Annotated in this window: 20 protein-coding genes; 8 read left to right on the top strand and 12 right to left on the bottom strand. The window is 52.6% G+C overall.

Translation table 11 applies throughout. From position 1 onward, the window contains the following. Positions 1-367 precede the first annotated feature (367 nt). Complete coding sequence (locus BUB38_RS14190; RefSeq protein WP_073161397.1) at positions 368-2,689, top strand: ATP-dependent helicase; 2,322 nt, start codon at positions 368-370, stop codon at positions 2,687-2,689. Positions 2,690-2,796: 107 nt separating this feature from the next. Beyond that, positions 2,797-4,317, top strand: a complete 1,521-nt coding sequence (locus BUB38_RS14195) for a sensor domain-containing diguanylate cyclase (RefSeq protein WP_073161398.1) — start codon at positions 2,797-2,799, stop codon at positions 4,315-4,317. On the opposite strand, the gene BUB38_RS14200 is transcribed toward BUB38_RS14195, so the two are convergent. Both BUB38_RS14200 and hflX read right to left on the bottom strand, forming a co-directional pair. Next, positions 4,318-4,899, bottom strand: coding sequence for a phosphatidylglycerophosphatase A family protein (locus BUB38_RS14200; protein ID WP_073161399.1), 582 nt, complete (start codon positions 4,897-4,899; stop codon positions 4,318-4,320). 199 nt (positions 4,900-5,098) lie between these two features. Then, positions 5,099-6,280 (bottom strand): GTPase HflX, encoded by a 1,182-nt coding sequence (gene hflX, locus BUB38_RS14205; RefSeq protein WP_073161400.1) that lies wholly within the window; start codon positions 6,278-6,280, stop codon positions 5,099-5,101. Between the two features lie 51 nt (positions 6,281-6,331). On the opposite strand from hflX, the gene BUB38_RS14210 reads away from it, so the two are divergent. From BUB38_RS14210 to BUB38_RS14220, 3 genes are read left to right on the top strand one after another with little or no spacing between them, the layout of a single operon-like run. After that, positions 6,332-8,911 carry a hybrid sensor histidine kinase/response regulator gene (locus tag BUB38_RS14210; protein WP_073161401.1) on the top strand — a complete coding sequence of 860 codons (2,580 nt, stop codon included), beginning with the start codon at positions 6,332-6,334 and terminating at the stop codon, positions 8,909-8,911. Positions 8,912-8,925: 14 nt separating this feature from the next. Continuing rightward, positions 8,926-10,005 (top strand): ABC transporter permease, encoded by a 1,080-nt coding sequence (locus BUB38_RS14215; protein WP_073161402.1) that lies wholly within the window; start codon positions 8,926-8,928, stop codon positions 10,003-10,005. Next, entirely contained in the window at positions 9,998-11,107 is a 1,110-nt protein-coding gene (locus tag BUB38_RS14220; protein ID WP_073161403.1) for an ABC transporter ATP-binding protein, read from the top strand. The genes BUB38_RS14215 and BUB38_RS14220 overlap by 8 nt, the downstream gene beginning before the upstream one ends. 35 nt (positions 11,108-11,142) lie before the next feature. On the opposite strand, the gene BUB38_RS14225 is transcribed toward BUB38_RS14220, so the two are convergent. Together BUB38_RS14225 and BUB38_RS14230 are read right to left on the bottom strand one after the other, a co-directional pair. Then, a complete protein-coding gene (locus tag BUB38_RS14225) occupies positions 11,143-11,832 on the bottom strand; it encodes an NAD-dependent deacylase (RefSeq protein ID WP_073161404.1) in 690 nt (229 codons plus the stop codon). 10 nt (positions 11,833-11,842) lie between these two features. Next, entirely contained in the window at positions 11,843-13,222 is a 1,380-nt protein-coding gene (locus BUB38_RS14230) for a M20/M25/M40 family metallo-hydrolase (RefSeq protein ID WP_073161405.1), read from the bottom strand. A gap of 154 nt (positions 13,223-13,376) precedes the next feature. Between BUB38_RS14230 and BUB38_RS14235 the strand changes: the two genes are divergently transcribed. Beyond that, the gene (locus tag BUB38_RS14235; protein ID WP_073161406.1) at positions 13,377-14,564 is read left to right on the top strand and encodes a beta/alpha barrel domain-containing protein; all 1,188 of its coding nucleotides are present in this window, start codon (positions 13,377-13,379) and stop codon (positions 14,562-14,564) included. Positions 14,565-14,578: 14 nt separating this feature from the next. Further along, positions 14,579-15,349 carry a redoxin domain-containing protein gene (locus BUB38_RS14240; protein WP_073161407.1) on the top strand — a complete coding sequence of 257 codons (771 nt, stop codon included), beginning with the start codon at positions 14,579-14,581 and terminating at the stop codon, positions 15,347-15,349. A 177-nt stretch (positions 15,350-15,526) separates the two neighbouring features. Here the strand turns inward: BUB38_RS14240 and BUB38_RS14245 are convergent, their stop codons facing one another. Further along, positions 15,527-15,883, bottom strand: a complete 357-nt coding sequence (locus BUB38_RS14245) for a hypothetical protein (RefSeq protein WP_073161408.1) — start codon at positions 15,881-15,883, stop codon at positions 15,527-15,529. An 83-nt stretch (positions 15,884-15,966) separates the two neighbouring features. Between BUB38_RS14245 and BUB38_RS14250 the strand changes: the two genes are divergently transcribed. Next, positions 15,967-16,467 (top strand): hypothetical protein, encoded by a 501-nt coding sequence (locus tag BUB38_RS14250; protein WP_073161409.1) that lies wholly within the window; start codon positions 15,967-15,969, stop codon positions 16,465-16,467. Positions 16,468-16,509: 42 nt separating this feature from the next. Here BUB38_RS14250 and BUB38_RS14255 read toward each other — a convergent pair whose 3' ends face one another. The 7 genes from BUB38_RS14255 to BUB38_RS14285 form a co-directional block, all read right to left on the bottom strand. Further along, positions 16,510-17,751 (bottom strand): formylglycine-generating enzyme family protein, encoded by a 1,242-nt coding sequence (locus BUB38_RS14255; protein ID WP_073161410.1) that lies wholly within the window; start codon positions 17,749-17,751, stop codon positions 16,510-16,512. A gap of 19 nt (positions 17,752-17,770) precedes the next feature. Beyond that, positions 17,771-18,610 (bottom strand): diadenylate cyclase CdaA, encoded by an 840-nt coding sequence (gene cdaA / locus BUB38_RS14260; RefSeq protein WP_073161411.1) that lies wholly within the window; start codon positions 18,608-18,610, stop codon positions 17,771-17,773. Beyond that, on the bottom strand, positions 18,597-19,487 hold the full coding sequence (folP, locus tag BUB38_RS14265; protein ID WP_073161412.1) for a dihydropteroate synthase: 891 nt from the start codon (positions 19,485-19,487) through the stop codon (positions 18,597-18,599). The genes cdaA and folP overlap by 14 nt, the downstream gene beginning before the upstream one ends. 38 nt (positions 19,488-19,525) lie before the next feature. Next, positions 19,526-21,721 carry an ATP-dependent zinc metalloprotease FtsH gene (ftsH, locus tag BUB38_RS14270; protein WP_305774184.1) on the bottom strand — a complete coding sequence of 732 codons (2,196 nt, stop codon included), beginning with the start codon at positions 21,719-21,721 and terminating at the stop codon, positions 19,526-19,528. Between the two features lie 54 nt (positions 21,722-21,775). Beyond that, positions 21,776-22,720, bottom strand: a complete 945-nt coding sequence (gene tilS, locus BUB38_RS14275; protein WP_073161413.1) for a tRNA lysidine(34) synthetase TilS — start codon at positions 22,718-22,720, stop codon at positions 21,776-21,778. Between the two features lie 107 nt (positions 22,721-22,827). Further along, the gene (gene hisI, locus BUB38_RS14280; RefSeq protein ID WP_073161414.1) at positions 22,828-23,178 is read right to left on the bottom strand and encodes a phosphoribosyl-AMP cyclohydrolase; all 351 of its coding nucleotides are present in this window, start codon (positions 23,176-23,178) and stop codon (positions 22,828-22,830) included. Positions 23,179-23,246: 68 nt separating this feature from the next. Beyond that, the gene (locus BUB38_RS14285; protein ID WP_073161431.1) at positions 23,247-24,521 is read right to left on the bottom strand and encodes a glutamate-5-semialdehyde dehydrogenase; all 1,275 of its coding nucleotides are present in this window, start codon (positions 24,519-24,521) and stop codon (positions 23,247-23,249) included. Positions 24,522-24,722: the final 201 nt, after the last annotated feature.

Here is a 24,722-nt window from a genome sequence, read left to right on the forward strand (position 1 = left end):
TTTTGTCGCCAGCAGCTTTATAAACCAACATGCGGCTCTAAAGAAAGTCAACGGGGCGTCCGTCCGGTGCGCAAAAGACTACTAATCGGATAACTCTGTCAAGTTTTTTCGTACGGCCAGGGTCAGATTGCATAAACGCGTTTTGTTAGCTGTATTCTAACTGCAGGCTCTGTCAGTCCAGACTGTATGCTGCAAACCTACTGTAAATATGCTTTGGCGCCGAAGCTAATAAACAGCCTTGAAATGGCGTTTCTGGAGTAAAAATGCAGTTTTCGACGGGCTGACAAAACGGACTTTTTATGCTAGTTGCTCAAATGTGTATGGGGTGACTTGACAGAGCCTTTGTTAAAGTGTATTTTTGTGCAGTATGGATTTGCTTTCTAAACTAGACGCAGAACAGCGTGAGGCTGTTGAAAATACCGAGGGCTTTATTCGTGTGATTGCCGGGGCTGGTTCCGGCAAGACCCGCACGCTTACCCATCGCTATCTGTATCTGGCTAGGGAGCTGGGGATTTCTCCATCCAATATTCTTTGCGTTACCTTTACCAACAAGGCCGCCGGCGAAATGAAGAACCGAATCCGCACCATGCTCAAGGGCGACGATTCCGGTTATATTTCCACCTTCCACGGTTTTTGCGTACAGTTCCTTCGCGAAGATATTCATGTGCTGAATTATCCCAAGGAATTCATGATTCTTGACGAAGACGATCAGAAGACCTTGCTAAAGAAGTGCTATGCCGAACTGGGCCTGCACCTGAACGACCTTAAGATCAGTAGCGTCATGGATTTCATTGGCGGTCGCAAGGCCAACGAGGCGGATTATGTTTCCCTGTTTGCCGACAAGGATGCCGAAGGCCTTTTGGAATTGGTGGAGGCTGCGCCTGATAAGTGGCATCGGGTTTATTACCGCTACCTATATGAACAGCGCAAAAATTTTGCGCTGGATTTTGATGACCTCATTCTGGTAACGCTTTATATTCTGGAACGCTTCCCCGAAAAGCGGGAGAAGTGGGCCAAGCGCATGATGTATGTGATGGTGGATGAATTCCAGGATATTGACGGTCAGCAGTACCGCCTGGCGGAACTGCTTTGCAGCTACCACAAGAATCTTTTTGTTGTGGGGGACCCGGACCAGACGATTTATACCTGGCGGGGGGCCGATGTCAACCGCATTCTTGATTTTGATCGCCACCACGAAGGCTGCAAGACAATCCTTCTGCAGAACAATTACCGTTCGACGCCCTCGATCCTGAAAATCCCGGATTCCGTTATCAAGAATAACGAGTTCCGTATTCAGAAGGTGTTGAAGCCCACCAGGGCCGGCGGCAAGACGCCTGTGTTTTACCACGCCAAGAACACCCGCAAAGAGGCGGAATGGATTGTGGAACGGATCAAGCAGGCAATCGATAACGGCGTCAGTCCCAAGGATATCGCTGTCCTTTACCGTATGCATTCCCAGTCCCGCTCTGTAGAAGAAGCGCTGATGTCTTCGGACTTGCCTTACAAGGTTTACAGCGGTATCGGATTTTACCAGCGCCAGGAAGTGAAGGATGTGCTTTGCTACTTGCGTATGCTGGTATACGGCGACGACTTGAGTTTTTTGCGTGTGGTGAATACGCCCAAGCGCATGTTTGGCCCTAAGAAGCAGGCTATCTTGCAGAATTACGCCACTAGCCGCGGGCTGAATCTTTACGATGCCCTTCTAGAAATTTATGTGGCCGCCGAGGCGGAAAATGCCGCCGTCGAAAATGATGCTGTAAAGCCTGACCTGGATTGTGCCGCTTTCATGGCCCGCACCAAGGTGGGCGAGTTCGTCAAGCTGATCGAGAAGTACCGCGGGCTTTACCGCGATATGGCCGTCAGCGATGTGCTGACCAAGATGCTCCGCGAAACCGGCTACGAAGAAATGCTTCGCCTGGATGGTGACGAAGACCGCCTGGGTAACCTTGCCGAACTTAAGCAGGGCGTCATGGAGTTCGAAAAGAACTTCGAAGAAGATGCTACCCTTGATGAATACCTCCAGAACATCGTGCTGTTCACAAATAGCGATGGCTTGGGGGATGGAGCCGGCGATGGGGCGGGCGGTTCCTCTGACTCATCCGCTGAATCTGCAGAAGTCCGCAAGGATAAGGTTCAGCTCATGACCATCCACAACGCCAAGGGCCTGGAATTCCCTTATGTGTTTGTCTGCGGCCTTAACGAAGGCTGCTTCCCGGTAAAGCGTGTCAAGAACAAGGCTCAGCTAGAAGAGGAACGCCGTCTGGCCTATGTGGCTCTGACCCGCGCCGAAAATGTGCTGTGCATCAGCGATTCCGAAGATAGCGCCGGTGACGATGTCCAATGTCGCTACCCGTCACGGTTCCTGCTGGAAATGGATATGGACGACCTGGATGTGGTTCAGGGTTTTACCGAGGAATGGTACCGCGCCGCCAAGGAACATATTGCCGAGGTGGATCGCAACCGCGAACTGGGCGAGAATCTGGATGGCGAATCCGGTGTGGATGGTGTTGTCGGCAAGAAAGCTCCCATTGCCAAGTTTGGGGAAGGGGACCGTGTCGTTCACAAGATTATGGGGGCGGGTACCGTGGTTGGTGTCGATGCCGAGAACTTATACTACGAAGTCAAGTTCGATAAGATTGCGACTCACAGGGCAATTCAGTTCGATTACCCCCTGCAAGCCGAAGAATAGATCTATTCACTCCAAATTAGGCCAAAAATACCTTTTTTTAGATGATTTTCCTACGAAGTTGATTGGAAAATGTTCCCACGGGTATTTTTTTATTTACTTTAAAACTGATGAAACGATTTTTTGAATGGTTGCGCAGCTACATCCTGTATGCTTGTATTGATCCTAGGGAGTTTCCCAAGATTAAGACGGCTATGGACCGTAATAACCAGGCGGCCCTTCATGCTTTTTCAAGGATCGCGGTGGTGCTGTTTGCTACGGCCCTATTGCTTTCCCGTTCATTCCAGATTGAAGTTAAGATTGACCAGAATTTCGGTTACAGTTTTGGCCTGGTTCTATCGCTGATTATTTTCTTCGCCAACTACTATCTGGTTCCCCGCAAGCCCAGGTTGCTGCCTTGGCTGATATACCTGTTTGACTGTGTTCTGTTCGGCTTTGGATTCCTGTTGGCCTTTGTATGTTCGCCAAACCAGCTGACCATTTCGCTTTTGGTCATGTTCGCCATCGTGCCCATGTTCTTTACAGACCGCCCTTATCGATTGGCGATCCTGTATTTCGTTTTGGAATTGCTGTTCATTCATCTTGTGAAGATTTTCAAGCCCGCCGAAATGGTGAATCTTGAAATTGTGAACATGGTGGTCTACAGTAGCGTGGGCTTGATTCTTGGAACCTACATGACCCGAATGAAGCTGGAACGTTTTGTGTTTGAGTATCGAGTTAATGAATTGACGAACCAGGAACAGCTGACGAAATATTTGAAGTCCATTTCCAATATTTACGTTACCATGTATCATGCAGACCTTGATACCGGGATGTTCATGGAACTTCGTAATGATGTAGATGCCCTGAAGCCTTATGGCGCCATGGGCCCTCATGTGGAGCAGATGTTACATCATGGTGCCTTGCAGACTGTGGATCCCGATTTTCTTGAAAACGCAAAGAAGTTCCTGGACTTAGGGACTTTGAAGGAACGTCTGAAAGGGAAGACGACCATTACTCATGAATTCCTTTCGCAGAGCGGGATGTGGTGCCGCGCCCGTTATGTGAACGTGGACTTTGACAAAAAAGATGAATTGCCCCGCTACGTGATTTTTGCGGTGGAAAATATCAGCGAACAGAAGCAGCGTGAAAAGGCCTTGATTTCCCAGGCGGAAACCGATGCCATGACTGGCCTTTACAACCGCAACGGTGGCGTTTCCAAGATCAAGGAAAAGATGCACGACCGCCTGCAGGGAATGCTTTGCCTGTTTGACATAGACAAGTTTAAGTCCATCAACGACAATTATGGCCACCAGGCTGGTGACAAGGTGATTGTGGCTGTAGCCGATGCCATGCAGAGGACCTTTCGTGACGTCGATGTGCTGCTGCGTCTAGGTGGCGATGAATTTATGGTATTCCTGAGCAAGGTGACCAACGAGGAGTTGGGTGCACAGGCCATTGGACGATTCTTTACGGAACTGAATAAGGTCTCTATTGAAGGCCTTGAAGATTACAATATTGCCGTAAGCCTTGGTGCCACCTTCTTTAGGGGCGGCAAGGTTGACTTTGATGACCTTTATCGACAGGCCGACGACTGTACCTACGAAAGTAAGAAAATCGAGGGCCGTTCCTTTACCTTCTGGCGCGGCTGATTAAAGTCCGATTCCGAATGCGATGGCGCCCATGAGGATGCCTGCGTAAATACCGCCCAGCAAGTCATCTGCCATGACGCCCCATGCTCCGGGGAAGGCTTCGAACTTGTGGATACCTAGGGGCTTCAGGATGTCGAAGAATCTGAACAGTCCGAAGGCCACTGCAAGGGTCCAGGGATGGGCGAGTATACTTGCATTAGAAATAAATGCTAACGACATGAAAATGCCGCAGACTTCGTCAATGACAATCCAGCCCGGATCTTCGGTCTGCGTATCCTTCATGGCCTTCTTGACAAAAGGGATGGCGGCGAAGAATACGAAGATGGCGGCGATAAGGAAGGCGCTGTTCAGACCGGCGGATGTTCCGCGGATGCCCAGGTCGGGTGTGCCGATTTTGGCAAATAGCAATGCCATGGGGTAGGCGACGATGGCGGCGGCCAGGCTTCCCATGGTGCCGGGTGCCTTGGGGCTCATGCCCGAACCGAAAAAGGTGCAAATCTGTGCGGAGATGAAGTCGGTACCGCGCCACTGGTGAGGGACGCGCTTCTTGCCATATTTTTCTTTAAGTTCTTCTTTGTTCATAATTTTTAGGTATCAGGTACGAGGTCGGAGCCTGCGGCTCCTTTCAGCTAAATAGTCGCGCCGAAGGCGCCAAAGTTAGGTATGAGGTATCAGGTACGAGGGCGGAGCCTGCGGCTCCTTTCAGCTAAATAATCGCGCCGAAGGCGCCATATTTTAACTCATAACTCATAACTCATAACTCATAGCTCATAGCTCTTCACTATTCACTCTTCCATGGTGATTCTGCTTCTTCCTTGATTTTTTCTGCTTGTGCTTCTCGCTTCTTGTGCCAGTTGGATAGCTGCTCCCTGAAGGCTTCTCGCAGGCGTTCCATGCCGATGTTTTCGCGGGCGCTGACCTGGATGGCTTCGGGATAGTTTTCAAGCAGTTCGTTTCGGCGGGCTTCGTCGCAGACTTCCACCTTGTTGAATACGCGGAGGCGGGGTGTGTCCTTGCTGATGATACCTTCCAGAGTCTTGTGGGTGACTTCCAGATGTTCGCGGTAGTCGGGTGCGCTTCCGTCAACCACTTCCAGGATGCAGTCGGCGTGGGCGGCCACTCCCAGGGTGCTCTTGAAAGTTTCGATCAGGTTGTGGGGGAGTTTGCGGATAAAGCCCACGGTGTCGGAGAGGATGATGTTCTCGCCGTCAAGGAACAGCTTGCGGGTGGTGCTGTCCAGAGTGGCGAAGAGCTTGTCTTCGACGTAGACGTCGGCACCGGTGAGCCGGTTGGTAAGAGTACTCTTACCGGCGTTGGTGTAACCAACGATGCCGACGTGAAAGATGTCGTTGCGGTTTTCCGCCTGGCTTTCGCGGGCGTCCTCGATTTTTTCAAGTTTTTTCTTCAGTTCCTGTATGCGCTTGCGGATCAGTCGACGGTCCGTTTCCAGCTGGGTTTCGCCAGGGCCCTTGGTTCCAATACCGCCGTTATGTTGTCTACACAAGTGGGTCCACGCACCGGTAAGGCGGGGCATCATATACTGCAACTGGGCCACTTCTACCATGAGGCGGCTTTCGGCGGTAACGGCATGCTTTGCGAAAATGTCCAGGATTAACCCTGTGCGGTCAAGGACCTTGATTCCCGGCATTCTCTGTTCCAGGTTGCGGACCTGGGAACCGGATAGATCATCGTCGAAAACCACCATCTTGGCGTCGTTTTCTTCAAGGGCTTGTTTTACCTGATTTACCTTGCCTTCTCCAATAAGGGTAGCGGCATTGAATTGCTGAACCCTCTGTAAAAAGCTTTGCACAACTTCAGCTCCGGCAGTTTCTGCCAGTCGACCAAGTTCCGCCAATTGTTCGGTGGCGAGCCAGGGACGCACTTTTGGAGTGGCGATACCAACCAAAATGCAACGTTCCTTCTGGTCTTTCTCTTTCTTGTGCTCAATCGTCTTTTCTCTCATACGACTACATATTAGAAATTTGTTATTATTGTGTGCGAAAAAGGGCCTCCTATGGAAGACAAAAAGAACAACAGACCGATGGACATGAATCCCAAGTTTTTACTTGCGACTTCTGTTGCCGTTGGCGTTTTTATCGCTGCCGCTTTTTTTGCATACATTGTCCGTGAAGCTCATGTGAGACAGATTGAAATGTATGTCGCATGGGAAGTTAAGCAGAAATCGGAACTGCTGAATCATCATCTGGATGCATCCCGCGTAAAGGTTCAGTTGATGGCTTCGGAACTCTCTCGTCGGCTAAAGAGTTTGCCCGTTACGCCGGCTGCTGTTAAAGAGGTGGCGGAAAATAGTGAGGACTTTTTTGACTATGTGGACTTCCTTAGGCTCGATGGGGTCCTTGTAAGCGAAGACAATCAGTTCGATCTTTATGATGAACCCCTCTATAGGGAAGCCATTTCCAGAAAGAACAACGTCTTCTCCATTCTGAAGTCCAAGAGGAGTTTGCAGGCCCTAGCAGGATTTGTACAGCCCGTAACATTTAAGGATTCTGTTGTGGGCTATCTGGTGGGCTCCATGGGTGGCCGTACAAAATTACGCCATTTGCTTGATTCCTCCTTGAGTAACCGCCGTGCGTACGAATACATTCTGGATTCCAAGTTGAACGTGGTCTCTTCTCTGGATGAGGCGGAATATGGCCTCCCGTTCAGGTCTGTGCTGACTGGTAATTTTGCCGATCGCAATATGGACTTGTTCCGTAAGGCCGCCTTGGATGATTCCATTGTTGAGTTCACCTATGGCGACGAGAACGGTGCCCACGTAGCCGGTGTTTATGCCATTGGCGATTACGGATTTTACCTTGTGGTCCGGGTCCCTCCGGAAGAAATTTCAAAGGTTTCTATCCAGGTTGTGGTTGGCGCCCTTCTAATAGCCTTGATCATCGTCTTGATTGTTTTCCTGGTAATCTACTTGATGAACCGGGCCAGCCGCATGATCCATACAGAAAACAGGGACCACTTCCAGAGTGTGGTCGGCGCCTTGGCGGAATCGTACGCCAGTGTCTTCGAAGTGAATCTGGATACGGGTGAAAACCAGTGCATCCGTATTGCCCCCATTCTCGTTCAGAAGGCTGGCGCTCTCTTTAGCGGAGACGCCAAGTATAATCAGATCATGGCTGTGTACGCCAACCGTATGGTTATTCCCGAAGACAAGGCCTTGTTTGATCAGGTGTTGACCCTTGAAAAGGTGAAGGAGGCTTTTGCCAACAGGTCTCAGTTTGATTTCGTATTCCGTACCCAGGGGAACGGTACGACCCATTATATCCAGGCTCTTTTCGTAAGACCTTCCAAGATTCGTCCGGAATTTGTGATGGGCTTCAAGAACTTTGACGAAACCATGGAGTTGGAACGTTCAAAGCAGAAGAAACAACTGGAACAGCGAATCGCTCTGGAAACCGCCCTGGAAAAGGCTCGCTCTGCCGATAAGGCCAAGTCGAAGTTCCTGTTCAACATGAGTCATGACATCCGCACACCTATGAATGCGGTACTTGGCTATGATACGTTGGCCCTGCAGTATTTGTGGGAACTGGGTCTGCCTCCCGAACAGACTGAAAAACTTTCTCGCTGTCTGAATAATATCCAGATGTCCGGCAAGCAGCTGATGGGCTTGATTAACTCCGTGCTGAACATGGCTCGCATTGAATCGGGCGAAGTGTTTCTGGAAGAGTCTCCCACTGTGGTGGCCGAACTGACAGGCGAAGTTGCCGTGACCTTCGAAGAAACTGCTCGAGAAAAGAATATCATGCTTCTGGTGTCCAGAAACATGGGTCACAAGTATATTTTCTGCGACAAGGTTAAAGTCCAGCAGGTGATTCTGAATGTGGTCAGCAATGCGGTGAAGTATACCGAGAACGCTGGAACTGTCAGAGTGAACTTCCGCGAAATGCCTCACGAAAAGGAAGGCTGGTGCTATATGGTGACTACCGTTGAAGACAACGGTGTGGGTATATCAGAAAGTTTCCTGCCTCATATATTCGAAGATTTTGAACGCGAACGGTCTGCGACGATTAGCGGTGTCGTTGGTTCTGGCCTTGGCCTGAGTATCGTCAAGAAGTATGTGGACTTGATGGGTGGTACCATCGAGGTGAACAGCAAGGTTGGCGAAGGTACCAAGGTCGTGGTGAAAACTCCTCACCGTGTTGCAGAAAGCGATAGCGTGGGTGATGGTAAGAATTCGCCGAAGTACATTGCTAACCTTCAGGGCAAGCGAATCCTTCTTGTAGAAGACAACAAGTTGAATCGCGAGATTGCCGAAGAAATGCTGAAGAGTTTTGGCGTTCATGTGGAATGTTCCGAAGACGGCATGGAATGCCTTGAAAGGTTGGAACGTGAACCGTCTGGCAGCTACGACTTGATTTTGATGGACGTGCAGATGCCTCGCATGGACGGCTATGAGACGACCCGCAGAATTCGTCAAATGTCTGACCCGCTCAAGGCCTGCATCAAGATTTATGCAATGACTGCAAACGCCTTTGCCGAAGATGTCCAGGAATCGGTGAATGCCGGCATGGATGGGCATATTTCTAAGCCGGTTGACTTTACCAAGTTCTATAACCTTTTGCAGAAGGTGTTTAACTAGGGCGGGCTTGGCACATGAAAGTTCGATTGACTCAAGAAACCTTGAATCGTCTGAGACGTTTCCGCAGGAATCGTCGGGCTTTCTGGTCGCTTGTGGTTCTTGTGGCGGCTTACCTGCTTTCGTTGACTTGCCCCTGGACCGTGAACGACGAACCCCTGTACATGAGCTACAATGGCAAGAGCTATTTCCCGGCCTTTGCCCGATATAGCGACAAGGACTTTGGCGGTAGCTATGATACCGAGGCCGATTACGGTGCCTTGTTTGCTGCGGTTCGTGAATGCGAAGAAGATGCCGCCGAAGGTTTTACTCGAGCCGGTGGCTGTCCTGATCTCTGGACCATTATGCCTCCTGTGGCTCATGACCCGCTGAAGGCCGACCTGGATAATGACGGTGCGCCGCCTTTCGCCCCCAGCGCCAAGCATTGGCTGGGAACGGATTCCAATGGCCGCGACGTTCTGGCCCGCTTGATTCATGGTTTTAGGATTTGTATCAGCTTTAGTCTACTGCTAACGGTTCTGGGTACGTTCCTGGGAATCGTCATTGGTGGCATTCAGGGCTATCTTGGAAAGTTCTGGGATACCGGCATGCAGCGCATTATCGAAATCTGGTCTTCGCTGCCCATGCTTTATGTGGTGATTCTTATTGGCAGTATCTATGGCCGCAGTTTCTGGCTTCTGATTTTGATTATGGCTGCTTTCAACTGGATTTCGCTCAGCTACTATATGCGTGCCGAATTCATGAAGTTGCGCGGCATGACCTATGTGCAGTCCGCCCGCGTGTTGGGACTTGGACATCGTCATATTTTCTTCAAGGAAATTTTGCCCAACGCCATGACGCCTGTGGTGACGCTGTTCCCCTTTACCTTGATTGGCGGAATCGGAAGCCTGACCTCCCTGGATTTTCTTGGCTTCGGTCTGCAGCCGCCTACACCTAGCTGGGGCGAACTGATGAGCCAGGGATTGAATAATCTTTACGCCCCCTGGATTTCTGTAAGTACGGTGGCGGCACTCTTTGTGACCTTGCTTTTGACCACTTTTGTAGGCGAAGGTGTTCGCGATGCCATGGATCCCAAGTCTGGAGACCGCTATGAGTAACACGGTTCTTTCTGTAAAGGATTTGTCGGTGGCCTTCGGGGCTGCCCGCCTGCAGGTGACGGACGGTGTTTCCTTTGACATCCATGCCGGTGAATTCTTTGCGCTGGTGGGGGAGTCTGGTTGCGGTAAGAGCGTGACCGCCATGAGCATCTTGCGATTGCTGCCTCAGCCCTCCGCAAAAATTGTCAGCGGCGAAGTGCTGTTTGCTCCCAGCGCCATTCAGAACGCGTCTCAAGGAGCCATTCAGAACGCGTCTCAAGGAGCCTTTCAGAACGCGTCTCAATGTGTCATTCCGAGCGATAGCGAGGAATCTTGCATTGACTTGTCCAAACTCCCGCTGAAGGAACTTCAGAAGGTTCGCGGTTCCGAAATCGCGTGCATCTTCCAGGAACCCATGCAGGCCCTGAATCCGGTGGTGACTATCAAGAAACAGCTGCTGGAAGTTTTCAAGTTCAGTGCCCGCGCACGTTCCATGGTAGGCTCCGGGAAGGATGCCCCTGAAGCGGAAGTTCGCCGCATGCTGAACTTGGCCGGCTTTACGGATCCGGATCGTGTCTTGAATTCTTACCCTCATGAACTTTCGGGGGGTATGCTGCAGCGAGTCTGCATCGTGATGGCGTTGCTGCCTAGGCCCAAGCTGATTATTGCCGACGAACCGACTACGGCTCTTGACGTGACCGTGCAGGCTCAGGTTCTGGCGGTGCTTAAGGAAATGGCCGAAAGTACTGGAACCGCAGTGCTGCTCATTACCCACAACATGGGTATCGTTTCCCAGTATGCCAACCGCGTGGCTGTAATGTATGCGGGCCGCATTGTTGAAGTGGGCCCTGTCCGTGAAGTCATCAACAATCCGCTGCATCCTTATACCCAGGGCTTGCTGGCAGCCATTCCTGAAAGTCACAGCGAAATGAAGAACCTGAAGTCTATTCCGGGCTCTGTGCCGCATCCCAAGGATTTTGTGTCTGGCTGTCGTTTTGCGGATCGATGCGAACGTTGCTCCAAGCTTTCCGCCGACGCTCAGGCTCGTTGCCGCGGTAACGAAAAACCGCCCCGGAGTCAGGACTCCGAAGCGGATCATATCGCTTTCTGCTACGGTCTATAAAAACCGGTTAGCGGAAACTTTTTGACGTCCACAAATTATTTAAAGTTCTTGCACCATTCCGGTACAATGACGCTGGCCTTGCCCTGGATGCTTACATCGGTGTAGGGGTCGCTGGCGGGGACTTCCAAATTCAGACAGGTAACCTTGGCTCCGTAGGAATGGGCCAGGCTCTTGAAACCGGCGGCGGGGTAGACCACACTGCTGGTGCCAATGTAGACAAACTCTTCGCATTCTTCCAGGGCCTGCTGGATTTCTTCCATGTACTGCGGGGTTTCTCCGAAGAACACGATGTCCGGACGGCTCATGGCACCGCAGAAGGGACAGATGGTCTTCATGGTTTCTTCGCCCTTGAATACGAACTGGTGTCTGGGGTCTCGTTCGCAGGTCAGGCGCATCAGGTCGCCGTGCATATGCAACACCTGGCGGCTGCCGGCGCGTTCATGCAGGTCGTCTACGTTCTGGGTAATCAGCAGGAATTCGTCGCCAAGACGGTTTTCCAGTTCTGCCAGGGCGTAGTGGGCGGCGTTGGGCTGGTGTTCCTTGAGACCCATGCGCAGGAAGTTGTAGAAATCCTTGACGCGCTTGCGGTCGCGGTAGTAACCTTCGGGGGTGCATACGTCGTCGATGTTTTCGTGTTCCCACATGCCGTCGTTACCGCGGAATGTCCTGAGTCCGGATTCCGCGCTAATTCCTGCACCAGTTAAAACAACCAAACGTTTTTTCATAAGTGATCCTCTAGCAGATGCCTCCAAAGAACAAGGTTTCTGCTACGATACCCTTTTCGAAGTCGGGCAGGTAAAGGCTTTCGTTTTCGCCGTGGGCGTTACATTCGGGGTCTTCAAGACCGGTCATCAGCACGGGGATGTTGCCCAGGGTGCTGCGGAAAAGTTCTGCACCGGGGATGCTGGCGCCGCAACCGATAATCTTGGTCTCGCTTTCGTAGGCGGCGGTCATGGCATCGCTCATCTTCTTGAAGAAGGGGTGACTTGTGTCTGTGACGAAGGGGTTGGCGCCGTCTTCGGTAACGATGTTGCACTGGATTCCATAAGGAACGTGCTGCTTCAGGAAGTCCACCAGCAGCTGGGTGCAGCGGTCGGCGTCCATGCCGGGGGCCAGACGGATGCCGATGCGGGCGTAGGCGCTGTCTTGCAGAACGTTTCCTGCGTTCATGCGGCTGCCCACTTCCATGGCGGTAACCACCAGGCTAGGCTTGCGCCACAGGGTCGTCAAAATTTCATCTTCGGAACACTTCAGCTTGACGCCATCCAGGACGCCGCCGTCGTTGCGGAAGATTTCTTCGGTCATGCCCAGGCTCCTGTAAGAGGCCAAGTCTTCGGCGGTGGGCGGAACCAGTCCGTCTTCAAAGCCGGGAATCAAGATCTTGCCGGTACCGTCGGTCAGCTCCGCGATCATGCGGCAAAGGACCTGACCTACGTCGGGAATGGGGCCTGACCAGGAGCCGGAATGGAGGGGAGCCTTCGTTGCCTTCAGTTCCACGGATACGGCGCTCATGCCGCGAAGGGTGGTGGTAATGGAGGGCGTGCCCTTGGCGAAGTTGCCCAGGTCGGCGATGATTACGGCATCGGCCTTCAAAAGTTCGGCATGCTTTTTAAGGATGCCTGCGAAACCTGCGCTGCCGGATTCCTCTTCGCCTTCGATAATGAACTTCAGGTTAGGGCCGTCGTTCTTCTTAAGGGCGCGGACCTGTTCCAGGGCGGCCAGGTGCATAATGATGCCGGCCTTGTCGTCGGCGGTGCCGCGGCCAAAGAGACGTTCTCCGTCGGCACTGACGGTTGCTTCAAAAGGCTTGGTGTTCCAGAGGGCCTCGCGCATGGGGGGCTGCACGTCGTGATGGGCGTACAACAAGATGGTGGGCTTGTCCGGAGAGGTCAGGCTTTCGGCATAGACCGTGTGGCGGCCGCTTTCCGGAGTCAGGAACTGGATGTTGGTGAGACCTGCTTCGGCGAACATCTGCTTGACGGCCTCGGCGGATTCCAGAACATACTTCTGGTCAAAATTGTCGAAACTGATGGAGGGAATGCTCACCAGCTTGCTCAGTTGCTGAATATAGGTGGGCATTTTTGCCTTGATAGCTTTCTTGATCTGCTGTTCCATAAGTCTTGTTATATAGTTAGCGTTTTTGACCTGATTTAACCGCACATGAAAATAGTAAAGAAAAATGGGGCGCAGTGTCAGGCCTTTATATTTTCTATTTTAAAAGGCGTAATAATTGACGCTGACTATAAAAAGGCGATTAAAAGGTGTAATTATGGCATTCAATTGTGTAAATCACGAATACTACCTGAACTTTGGCGACCGCGTGTTGGCCATGATCCGCAAGATTTTCCACAACAATCCGGAATTCCGTCATGACTCCCTGAAGCATGCCGCCAGGTTTGCTCCCATCATTCCCTTTATGAGCGGCCGCCCCGACTTGAGCAAGACCCTCAAGCGCGTGGTCACTTTCCCGGACCATAGCAATTCCCTGTATTTCGGTTGCCCCATCATTCTGGCAGCCGGTGCCAACAAGACGGCCAAGCGCATTTGCGACTACGCCAATATGGGTTTCGGCGGTATTTCTGTAGGTACTGCCACCCGCAACTTCCGCGAAGGTAATACCCACCGTCCCCGCGTCGGTTTCATCGAAGAGGAACGTGCCATTCATAACAGCATGGGCCTGAATAACGAAGGTGTCGAAGTCATTGCCCGCCGTGTAGACGCCCAGCTGGCCAAGGCCCACAAGGTTGGCCTCTGTGTCGGTGTTTCCGTTGCCGAAACTCCGGGCCTGACCAACGATGAAGATAAATTAAAGGACGTGGTGGAAAGCTTTGCCATCGCCTACAAGGCTGGTGATTACATAGAAATTAACGTGAGCTGCCCCAATACCGGTGAATCCCGCGTAGACATGGACTTGTCCCTCACCGAAAAGATCTTCAGCGAAATCATGAAGTTCCGCAATTCCCAGACTTTGCGCAAGGCCGTTTATGCTAAAATCAGCCCGGACCTTTCTGAATGCCATCTGGTGAACATCATGGATATGCTGGTGCGCTGCGGCGTGAACGGTGTGGTGGTGGGCAACACTTACCCCACCAAGAAGATTAGCGAACTTCCCGTACAGACCAAGTTCGAAGACTTGACGCCCCTCCGCGCCGATGGAGATTGCGGTGGCATGTCTGGCCGCCCCCTGTACGAGAACATGGTATGGAACGTAAAGTATATCCGCGAACATTACCCCCAGATGAGCGTGATCGCATGCGGCGGTATCGACCATGGCTTCAAGGTGTTTGACCTGATCAAGATGGGTGTGGATGCCGTGCAGTGCTATTCTGTGGTGGCATTCCGCTGGATGGCCGCTCATTCCATGCGTAAGGAACTGGCTGCCGCCCTCAAGGAAACGGGTTATGCCACCCTGCAGGATTACGACAATCATAATCCCAAGGTGACGACTCTGAAGTAGGTGGGCGAGGCGTCATGAATCGCAATTTTGCATTTTTGATTCTTTGTGCGGTCAGCTTTGCCTGTGCCGTGCCCTGGCTTGGTGTTACCTTCAAGAAGGGAACTTTCGAAAATCACTTGGCCCTCCAGGTTATTGGCGTGCATCCCGGTTCCGGTTGCTTTACCGCAGGCATGGTGGCCGGTGACCAGATTGTGGGTGTCCAGGGGCAGCCCCTTCAGGATGTTGCACAAATCCAGCAGGCTATTTCCAAGGGCAAGGTGGGGTCGAACGTCAAGATTGATGTGGTTCGTGAAGGGAAGAAGATTCCCATGACCGTAAAGATTACGGATCGCCCCGATGATATCAGCAGCCTGACAGGTTCCGCTATCGGAAGCAAGATGGCTGAATTCGGCGCCAACTTCTACAAGAATGGCGAAAAGCGCAACGCCAAGCCCAAGGCCACCTTGCTGGACTTCTGGGCTACATGGTGCGGCCCTTGCCGTAAGACCTTGCCTGTGCTGGCCAATGTGTATGGCAAGTACGCCTCCAAGGGCCTGGAAGTCATCGGTATTTCTAACGAAGATACAAAGACTCTGAATGCCTTCTATGCGCAGCAGCACGCTTCGCCGTACCCCCTCTACCGCGATGCCACCCAGGAAATGTGGCGCCGCTATGGAATTAGGGCGGTTCCCACCTTGATGCTTCTGGATGAAAACGGTTACATCAAGCGTGTCTGGAGCGGCGCTCCCTCCCAGTCCATGGTTGAAAAATTGGTGGTCGAAGTGCTGAACGAAGCCAAGAACTAGGCTGGACCAATTTGGTTTTGAAGCTCGTGAGCTGGTTTGATGAATTCGCAAATAAATTGGAGTAGTTCTGCTGCCATAATATTGGATTAAAGCACAAAAGAAACCCCTCAGTTTTTACTGAGGGGTTTCTTTATAAAGTCAGATTTTTTAAAGAGCGGCAAAATCCGTATTATAGGATTACTGCATGCTCTTCTTCTGGTTGTCGAAGATCTGTTCGTATTCAGCCTGGCCGATACGCTTGTAACCCGTGGTGATGCCGCCGAATTCATAGTAAGCGGAGTCGCCCTTGACGGTCATGCAATACTGCATATCCAGGGAATTCTTGCCGCAGATTCTGCCGTCTTCGAACTTGGCGGTAAGGTCGCCATTGATGTTGCGGATTGTGAAGTTCTGATTGTCGTTGCTCAAAACTTCGAAAACCATATTGGATTCACCCTGCCAGTGGCCCACATAATTTGCGGAGTCGTTTCCGCATGCGGTAAAGAGGGTTGCTGCTGCAGAGAGTGTAATAGAGAGGGCGATAATCTTTTTCATGCCTCTAAAATAGTATTTTTGGCGTTGGAAAACGCGAAATCTATTGTAAAATGCAGTTTATTCTAAAACATATTCATCTTTTAATGCCTGTAATTGCTGTTGCGCTGGTATTTTTTGTCTACCAGCTAATTCAGGACAATCGTCGGCCCATCCCAAAGTTTGAAAGTAATTATGTTGAGGAATCCTGGTCTGCCGAGGAATATTTGCGCCACCTGAACAACCGAGCCTTTAATGGTGATGAGGTCCACCGTCTCTTGCTGAACCGCACCCGACAGAAACCGGGGGTGTACCTTGAAAGCCTGGAACCGGTTATGGATACGGTGGGTCTGACGGTGGTGAACGTCTTCCACAATGTGATGGGGGATGATTACATTCCCGTAATCACAAGCGGTAATGACTATCCTTTTCATGCCCGAAATTCTAAGCACTACTTTAACAAGGCTATTGATTTCCGTATTAAGAACATTCCCATTGAAAAACGCCGGATGGTTGTAACCGGCGTCGAAGATAAGCTTAAGGGCAAGGCCCGAGCAATTTGGGAAAAAGGCGATGCAGAACACCTGCACGTAGAGCTGTTGGAGTAGTGAGCTATGAGTTGTGAGTTATGAGAGCTGAAAACTCATGACTCACTTGCAGCAGCGGAAGCCTACGGAGGGGTACTGATTCTGGGGGTAGAAGCTGAACTTGCTTTCGGTACACTTGCTTCCATTGTTGGTGTTCCATGCACCACCGGCCACCAGATACATATTGGGGTGATCCTTGCTTGTGGTAGAAGTCCATTCCCAGAGGTTTCCGTTCATGTCGTACATGCCCCACCAGCTACGGCACTGTTCCTTGCGGCCTACGCGCTTGGCAGCCTTGGTGTTGGTGTTGCACTTGTTCTGCTTGTAGGTGTCACCATAGGAATACTTGGTGTTGTCCTTGCCACGGCAGGCGGCCTGCCATTCATCGATAGAGCAGAGGTGCTTACCTTCCTTGGCGCAGAGGGCCACGGCTTCTTCCTGGGAGACCATGTCCTTGGGAAGTTCGTCGGGGGAGTTGGGATATTCGTAGGCGTCTACGCAGACCTGCTTACCGCCAACAGGAACGGGGTAGGCGTTCTTTCCGCAGACGTTGTCGCTGGCCATGTCATACTTGGCTTCTTCCCAGGGGGTACGGTTGCCCACGGAGTCTACGGCGTAATAGAACACAGAACCGGTCTTGTTGTATTCGATGGCCTTGCCTGCTTCCACAGGATTGTTGGTGTCGCCAACAGAGAGGTAGGTCTTGCACTTGATTTCGTCGCACTTGACCTTCAGCTTGATGGGATCGTAGTAACGGCCTGCGGGGGGAGCGATTTCTGCAACCGGCGGAACCTGGTCGGCGGCGCGGATGGAGTCGGCGATACGCTTCTTTTCGGCTTCTTCGGCGCGGATCTTTTCGAGGGCCGCGAGACTGTCTGCTACGGCCTTCAGGCTGTCCTGACGGGCCTTTTCGATGGCGGCCAGGCTGTCGTTTACATGCTTGATGCTGTCGCGGACATGGCGGATGCTGTCGCGGTTCAGGGCGGGCTTTACCGGTTCCACGACGGCGGGGGTAGTGTCGGCAGGAACGGTATCCACTACGAGGGCGGCGAGACTATCGGCCCTGCGGATGGAGTCTGCGCGCATCTGCTCCAGCTGACGGAGGCTATCAAGGGTGCGGCGACGCTGCATTTCAAGGGCGGTTTCCTGTTCCTTGGCCAGGGCTTCCTGCTTCATCTGGTCCAGGTGGCACTGCACAATAAAAAGGCAGACCAACAAAAGGAACATGAGTACGAGTACGACAACGTTTCTTTTCTTGCGGCTAGATTTGCTTTCGGTGCCCTTGTTTTCTTGATTCTCTGCCATGATGCTTTAATTCCTTTCTTTATTCTGCTTTTTCTGCGGCGGCTTCCGTCTTACCGGTTTCACGAACGTCGTTAAAGAGTTCGCCCCAGTGGCGGATGATTTCCTGCTTCAGTTCCTGGACGCTGATGTTTCGGCGCAGGGAGTTTCTGTAGGCGATGGAAATGTAGCCCGTTTCTTCGGAGACCACGATGACCAGGGCGTCACATTCGGCGGCCAGAGCCTTTGCGGCGCGGTGGCGCATGCCGTAGCCCGCTTCCTTTTCGGCGTTGCCGGTGGGCATGGGGAGGATACAGCCTGCTGCAACAATGCGCTTGCTGTTTACGATAACGGCACCGTCATGAAGGGCGGAGTTGGGGAAGAACAGGGCGCGGAGGAGTCGGGCGCTAATGCGTGCGTCGAGAATTTCACCGGTGTCGGCGTAGTTCCTGAGGCCCACTCGCTTCTCGAGAACGATCAACGCACCGGTGCGGGTCTTTGCCAGGTCCTGGACTGCGGCGGCGATAGTCTTGGTAATGTCATCCAGGCCGCTGGCGTGGAAGAAGAAATTGTGGAGGTCCAGCTTACTGGCTGCGATACCGATTCGGGTCAGCGCGCTTCGGATTTCGGGCTGGAACAAGATCACCACGGCGATAATTCCCAAGGTAGCCAGGTTACTGATGAGCCACACGACGGTGTGCAGTTCCCACCACTGGGCGATAATCCAGGCGAGGATCAACAGCAATCCGCCAAAGAGCATCTGGGCTGCGCGGGTTCCGCGGAACAGCAAAAAGATGTAGTAGAGGATAATTGAAATCAAGAGGACGTCAAGGATGTCCGCCATACGGACATCGATGATGTCGAACAGTTTAAACAGAACCATTCATGCCCTCCAGATAGAGCATGGATTCCTTGGCTTCCTTTACATCGTGGACGCGGATGATACTTGCACCGCCCAGGGCTGCCACAATGCCTGCAGTAACGGTGGGGATCAGTCGGTCGCTGGTTTCGAGCCCCGCCATCTTGCCGATGTAGGATTTGCGGGAGGTGCCGATCAGAACGGGGTAGCCGTCTTCCAGCATGTCTTCCACGGACTTCATCAGGTCGATGTTGTCCTGTACCGTTTTGCCGAATCCGATGCCCGGATCCAGACAGATTTTCTGAGGTTCGACGCCCAAGTCCAGAAGGAGCTTTGCCTGGGCCAGCAGTTCTTCGCGGACTTCCTGTACCACGTTCTCGTAGGGCTTGAAGTCCTGCTGCATGGTTCCGAAGTTTCCGCGCATGTGGTTCAGCACCACACTGGCTCCAGTCTTTGCAACGACTGCAGGCATGTCCTTGTCCATGGCGCAGGCGCTGATGTCGTTGATGATGTGGGCGCCAAGATTCATGGTCTCCTGGGCGACCTTGGACTTCACCGTATCGACGGACATGTAGAAGGTGGGGGCGTCGCTGTTTTTAGCGAACTTGGCCAGACGTTCTACCAGCGGGCAGACTCGGTCCAGTTCTTCCTGTACGCTTACGGGAGCGCTTCCCGGACGGCTGCTTTCGCCACCGATGTCCAGAATGACAGCCCCTTCCTGGAGCAACTTCATGGAATGCTGGAAGGCGGCGTCTAGAGTGTTATGCTGTCCTCCGTCAAAGAAACTATCCGGCGTTACGTTGACGATTCCCATAATGAGAGGGGAGGGCTGGCAGGAGAGAACCTGGTCGCCGATTTTCCAAGGTAAGGCGCGGGACTTGCTAAGAACGGACTTGAACATAAATGCTTCTCGTGGTCGATAGGTGTGAGGTTGAGTTTTTAGTTTTCTTCTTTTGCTTCGGCAGTTGCACTGGCTGTGGTTTCAGCGGAGGCTTCGGCTGCTTCGGCTGGAACTTCAGCGGACTGGGAGCTGCTGTCGCTGGCGGTTTCGGAACCGGTTGCCGGGGCAGGCTTCACTGCTTCAACGGGAGCGTCACTTGCGGGAGCAACAGGAGGCTGTGCACCGGGGTCGGGAGGCGGAGTGTCTTCGGCCTTCTTCTTGGCAGCCATTTCTTCCATGGCCTTGTACTGGCGGCTCTTCTTGGTGCCTTCCAGCTTTTCGCCAGCCATGACGCGGTCGATTTCTTCGCGGTCCAGAACTTCGAATTCGAAGAGGGCTTCGGCCAGGTCGATCAGCTTGTCCTTGTTTTCTTCAATCAGCTTCTTGGCTTCTGCATCCAGACGCTTGATCAGTCCGTTAACAGCCTGGTCGATCTTCTGGGCCATCATTTCGGACATTTCCTTAGGCTTGCTGATTTCGCGACCCAGGAACACTTCGCCATCGGCGCGGCTATAGCAAACAGGACCGATTTCATCGTCGAAGCCCCATTCGGTCACCATCTTGCGGGCCAGTTCCGTGGCGCGCTGGATATCGTTGGAGGCGCCGGTGCTCTGATGGTTGAAGAATACCAGTTCTGCCAGACGGCCGGACATCATGATCATGATGCGTTCTTCGGCGTATTCGCGGCTGTAAGAAACCTGGTCTCGTTCCGGCAGGCTCATGGTTACGCCAAGGGCGCGACCGCGGGGGATAATGGTAATCTTGTGCAGCGGGTCGGAATGCTTGCACAGCAAGGTCATAAGGGCGTGGCCTGCTTCGTGGTAGGCGGTATGGCGCTTTTCCTCGTCGGTCATGAGGAGGGTTCTGCGTTCCGCACCCATAGAAAGCTTGTCGCGGGCTTCCTCGAAGTCCAGCATGGTCACCTTCTTGTTGTTGAAGCGGGCGGCCATCAAGGCGGCTTCGTTCACCAGGTTTTCCAGGTCTGCACCGGCAAGTCCCGGAGTGCCCTTTGCAACAGCCTTGATATCCACATCGTCTGCCAGAGGAACCTTGCGCTTCTTCAGGTGGACGCGGAGGATTTCTTCACGGCCCTTCAGGTCGGGCAGTCCCACCACAATCTGACGGTCAAAACGACCCGGACGGAGCAAGGCCTTGTCCAGAACATCGGGGCGGTTGGTGGCTGCAATGAGGATCACGCCTTCGTTGGCGGTAAAGCCATCCATTTCCACCAGCAACTGGTTCAAGGTCTGTTCGCGTTCGTCGTGTCCGCCACCAAGGCCTGCACCACGCTGACGACCGACGGCATCAATTTCATCGATGAACAAAATACAGGGAGCATTCTTCTTTCCGTTTTCAAAAAGATCACGGACTCGGCTAGCACCCACGCCCACGAACATTTCCACGAAGTCGGAACCACTCATGCTAAAGAAGGGGACTCCAGCTTCGCCGGCGACGGCGCGGGCCAGCAAAGTCTTACCGGTACCCGGAGGGCCTACCAACAATGCACCCTTGGGGATACGTCCACCAAGTGCGTCAAACTTTTTGGGATCCTTAAGGAATTCTACAAGTTCCTGCAAGTCCTGCTTGGCTTCGTCACAGCCTGCGACGTCGGTAAACAAGGTCTTCTTCTTTACGTCCAGCTGGCGGGCCTGGCTCTTGCCGAAGGCGAAGGGGTTCTTGCCGCCACCGCCCATCTGACGGCTCATCATAAAGTAGAAGAACACAATCAGGAGGATTGCCGGCATGAATGCCACCAGGGTATCCATCCAGGAGGATTCTTCGTGGATGACCTTGACCTTGACTCCCTTGAAAACTTCCCAGGCGGTAATCTGCTCGTTGGTGACGTCCAGCATGTGGCTGACGAAATGCTTGGTCTTGCCTGTATCTTCGTTCTTGGCGAAGCGGGCGATCACGCTCTGACTCTTTTTCGCGGCGGACTGCTCTTCGGCAGTCATTTCGCGGGCGCCTTCGATGATGATGCCATCCTTGGTCTTCTGCAGGCTCAGTTCCGTAATGACCTTGGTGGAATCTCCCATCATGGCCAGGAATTCCGTGCGGGTCATGTTGGCTTCTTCATTTTTCCCTGCCAGGGGGAACATAATGAATAGCAACAGGATCATCACGATAAGGATGATAAAGTTCTTGTTCTTGTATGGGGGCGTGGGCTTTCCACTTTTGCCGGGGCGTTGACTCATACTTTCCCTTTAGAATAGTTCAAAAAATTTCGTACACCGACAAAATACAAATTATTAAATGTCTGCTGAGGCCTTCTTCTCGCAAATTCTGATAATATTGCGTTTTTTCTCGATGAATCGGGTGCGGTAAGAGAGGTTCCTGATGTCGTTGAGCAGGGCCTTGCCCTTGAAGGTTCCTACGGGGAATCGGTAGCCTTGACGATCCAGCCATAAACGGAAAATTTCGTCCATTCCATTCTTTAGGGAAATCTTTCCTTTTTTGGTGTCGAGGGTAAGGCCGTCATCCCTTGAAATGACAAGCGGTAGGAATAGCTTGTCTGCAATAGTCAAGGTCCTTTCGTAGGCGGAGACAGTTTTTGACGCAATCCGGACCAGCTGACTTGTGGCCCCGGGATGCAATTTTTCTAGGGTGGGGAGTGCTTCGTGCCGAATCTGGTTGCGGGTGAACTTTACGTCGGAATTGCTTTCATCTTCACACCAGTCCAGATTATTATCGCGGGCGTATTCCTGCAGTTCCTTGCGGGAAACGTCAAGAAAGGGGCGGTAAAGGAAAACCGCTTCATGGGGGAGGTCCGTGTCGGTTGCTAGCAGGCGAACGCTCTGGATGCCCTGCAATCCTGCCAGGCTTACTCCGCGACGTAACCTGAGGTACACAGTTTCCGCCTGGTCTCCGGCGTGGTGGGCGGTAACGATGGCGTCGGCGCGGTTCTCGTGGGCGAATTTCCGCAATGCATCATAGCGGGCATCCCGTGCGTTATTTTCTAACGAACCCTCTGCGGCTTTTAACGCTTCTCCATCCAACGTTCCTAAAAAAAATTGGCTCTGGTTTTGTGCGGCAAAAACCTTAACAAATTCAGCATCCCGATCTGCCGTTCCTTCTCGCAGCCCATGATGCACATGGGCAATTCCCAGCCATTCAATGCCGAGGTCTGCTTTGTGGGTTACAAAAAAGTGGGCGAGGCAGATGGAGTCCAGACCGCCCGAAACAGCAAGAAGCAATCGCTTCCAGCCGTTTTGCTTGATTTTATTTCTAGTGGATTCAAGGAATGATGGGGGGGGATTGCTCAAAACAAAAAACCTTTATCCTCTATCCTTTATACTCTCCGCTATTTTTCGCAGACCTTGAAGAAGCAGCTGCGGGCTCCTGTGTGGCAAGCCACTTGCGGCCCCTGCATACGGACCTTGAACAGCAAGGCGTCGCTGTCGCAGTCGGTGGCCCATTCCACGACGGTCATGACGTTTCCGCTGGTGTCTCCCTTGTGCCAGTATTCCTTGCGGCTACGGCTCCAGAATACCATTTCGCCACATTCCTGTGTGCGGCGGAGGGCTTCCTCGTTCATCCATGCCATCATGAGAACGTCACCCTTGTCTGCATCCTGAACGATAGCGGGGGCCAGCATCACGCCGTCTACTTCCACTTCGAACTTCACTTCTTTCATGATATCTTCAAATTTCATTTTGAATCCTTTTTTTTGGATTCTTCGCTTCGATGCTTTTGCATCTTCGCTCAGAATGACGTTTGCTATTAACCGCGGACTTGGCCTTCGCCACGGAGCACCCACTTGTAGGTGCAGAGGCTTTCAACGCCCATGGGGCCACGGGCATGGAGCTTGTCGGTGGAAATGCCCACTTCGGCGCCAAGGCCGTATTCGCCGCCGTCTGCAAAACGGGTGCTGGCGTTCACCATGACGCTGCTGGAATCCACGTTGGCCACAAAGTAGTCCTGCACGCTTGTGTCTTCGGCAACCACGGCTTCGGTGTGGCGGCTGCTGTACTTTTCGATATGGTCGGCGGCTTCTTCTACATTTTCAACGAACTTGACGCTGGCCTTCAATGCCAGATATTCGGTGTGGTAGTTGGCTTCATCGCCGATGTCGGTGACGTTGGTGATGCCTTCCAGACGCTTCTGGGCGTCGGCGTTACCGAACAGTTCTACGCCGCGGCTGGTGAGGGCTTCCACAAGACGCTTCACGTCGGAGGAGGGGAGGGCCTTGTCAAACAGGACGCATTCCATGGCGTTGCATACGCCGGTGCGCTGGGTCTTGGCGTTGATCAGGATGTTCTCTGCCTTTGCGATGTCGGCGGACTTGTCCACATAAACGTGGCAGATACCGTTAAAGTGCTTGATGACAGGAATCTTGCTCTGGTCCACAACGGCGCGGATCAGGCGTTCGCCACCGCGGGGAATCACCAGGTCTATGCAGTCGTTGCGCTGCAGCAGCATGCTGACCAAGTCGTGGCTGGATTCCGTTACCAGCTGGACGGCATCTTCGTCAACGCCATTTTCGGTGAGGGCCTTGCGGAAAATATCAGCCAGACACTTAGCGCTGTTGATGGATTCCTTGCCGCCACGGAGAATCACGGCGTTTCCCGCCTTAAAGCAGAGGCATGCCCCGTCGATGGTCACGTTGGGGCGGCTTTCGAAAATAAAGAACACGGAGCCGATAGGCACTGCCACGCGGCTGATCTTGATTCCGTTCTTCAGTTCGCGGGCTTCCAGAACCTTGTTCAGCGGGTCAGCGAAGGCGGCGATCTCTTCGGCACCCTTGGCCATGGATTCGATGCGGGCGTCATTCAAAGTCAGACGGTCCAGCATGGAGTCGCTAATCTTACCCTGGGCGGCGTCGGTGTCCAGCTTGTTTGCGGCGAGAATTTCCGGCTTGCTTGCGCGGAGCAGTTCTGCCACGCGGGCCAGAACCTTACTGCGGGTCTCTGCGCTGAGGGTGCGGATTTTCTTGCTTGCCTTGCGGGCGTTTTGGGCCAGAAGGTCGGAATATTTCTCTAAATCGACAGTGTTCATGCTGTAAATATAGCTATCGCGACGGCCATCGTCCAAGTTGGAATATTCTTCGCTTGGAATTTTGGGAAAACTGCTTGCTTTTTGTAGTAAAAAAGTATACTTTGAAATCAATACAGGTTTGTTTTTACTCGCGACATTAACGGGTAGTCGCCAGGGTATCGGACTTGGGTGTTTAGACTCGGTGCTTGCCTTCTCTCTCAT

The sequence above is a fragment of the Fibrobacter sp. UWH5 genome (genome assembly GCF_900142505.1).
GTDB lineage: Bacteria > Fibrobacterota > Fibrobacteria > Fibrobacterales > Fibrobacteraceae > Fibrobacter.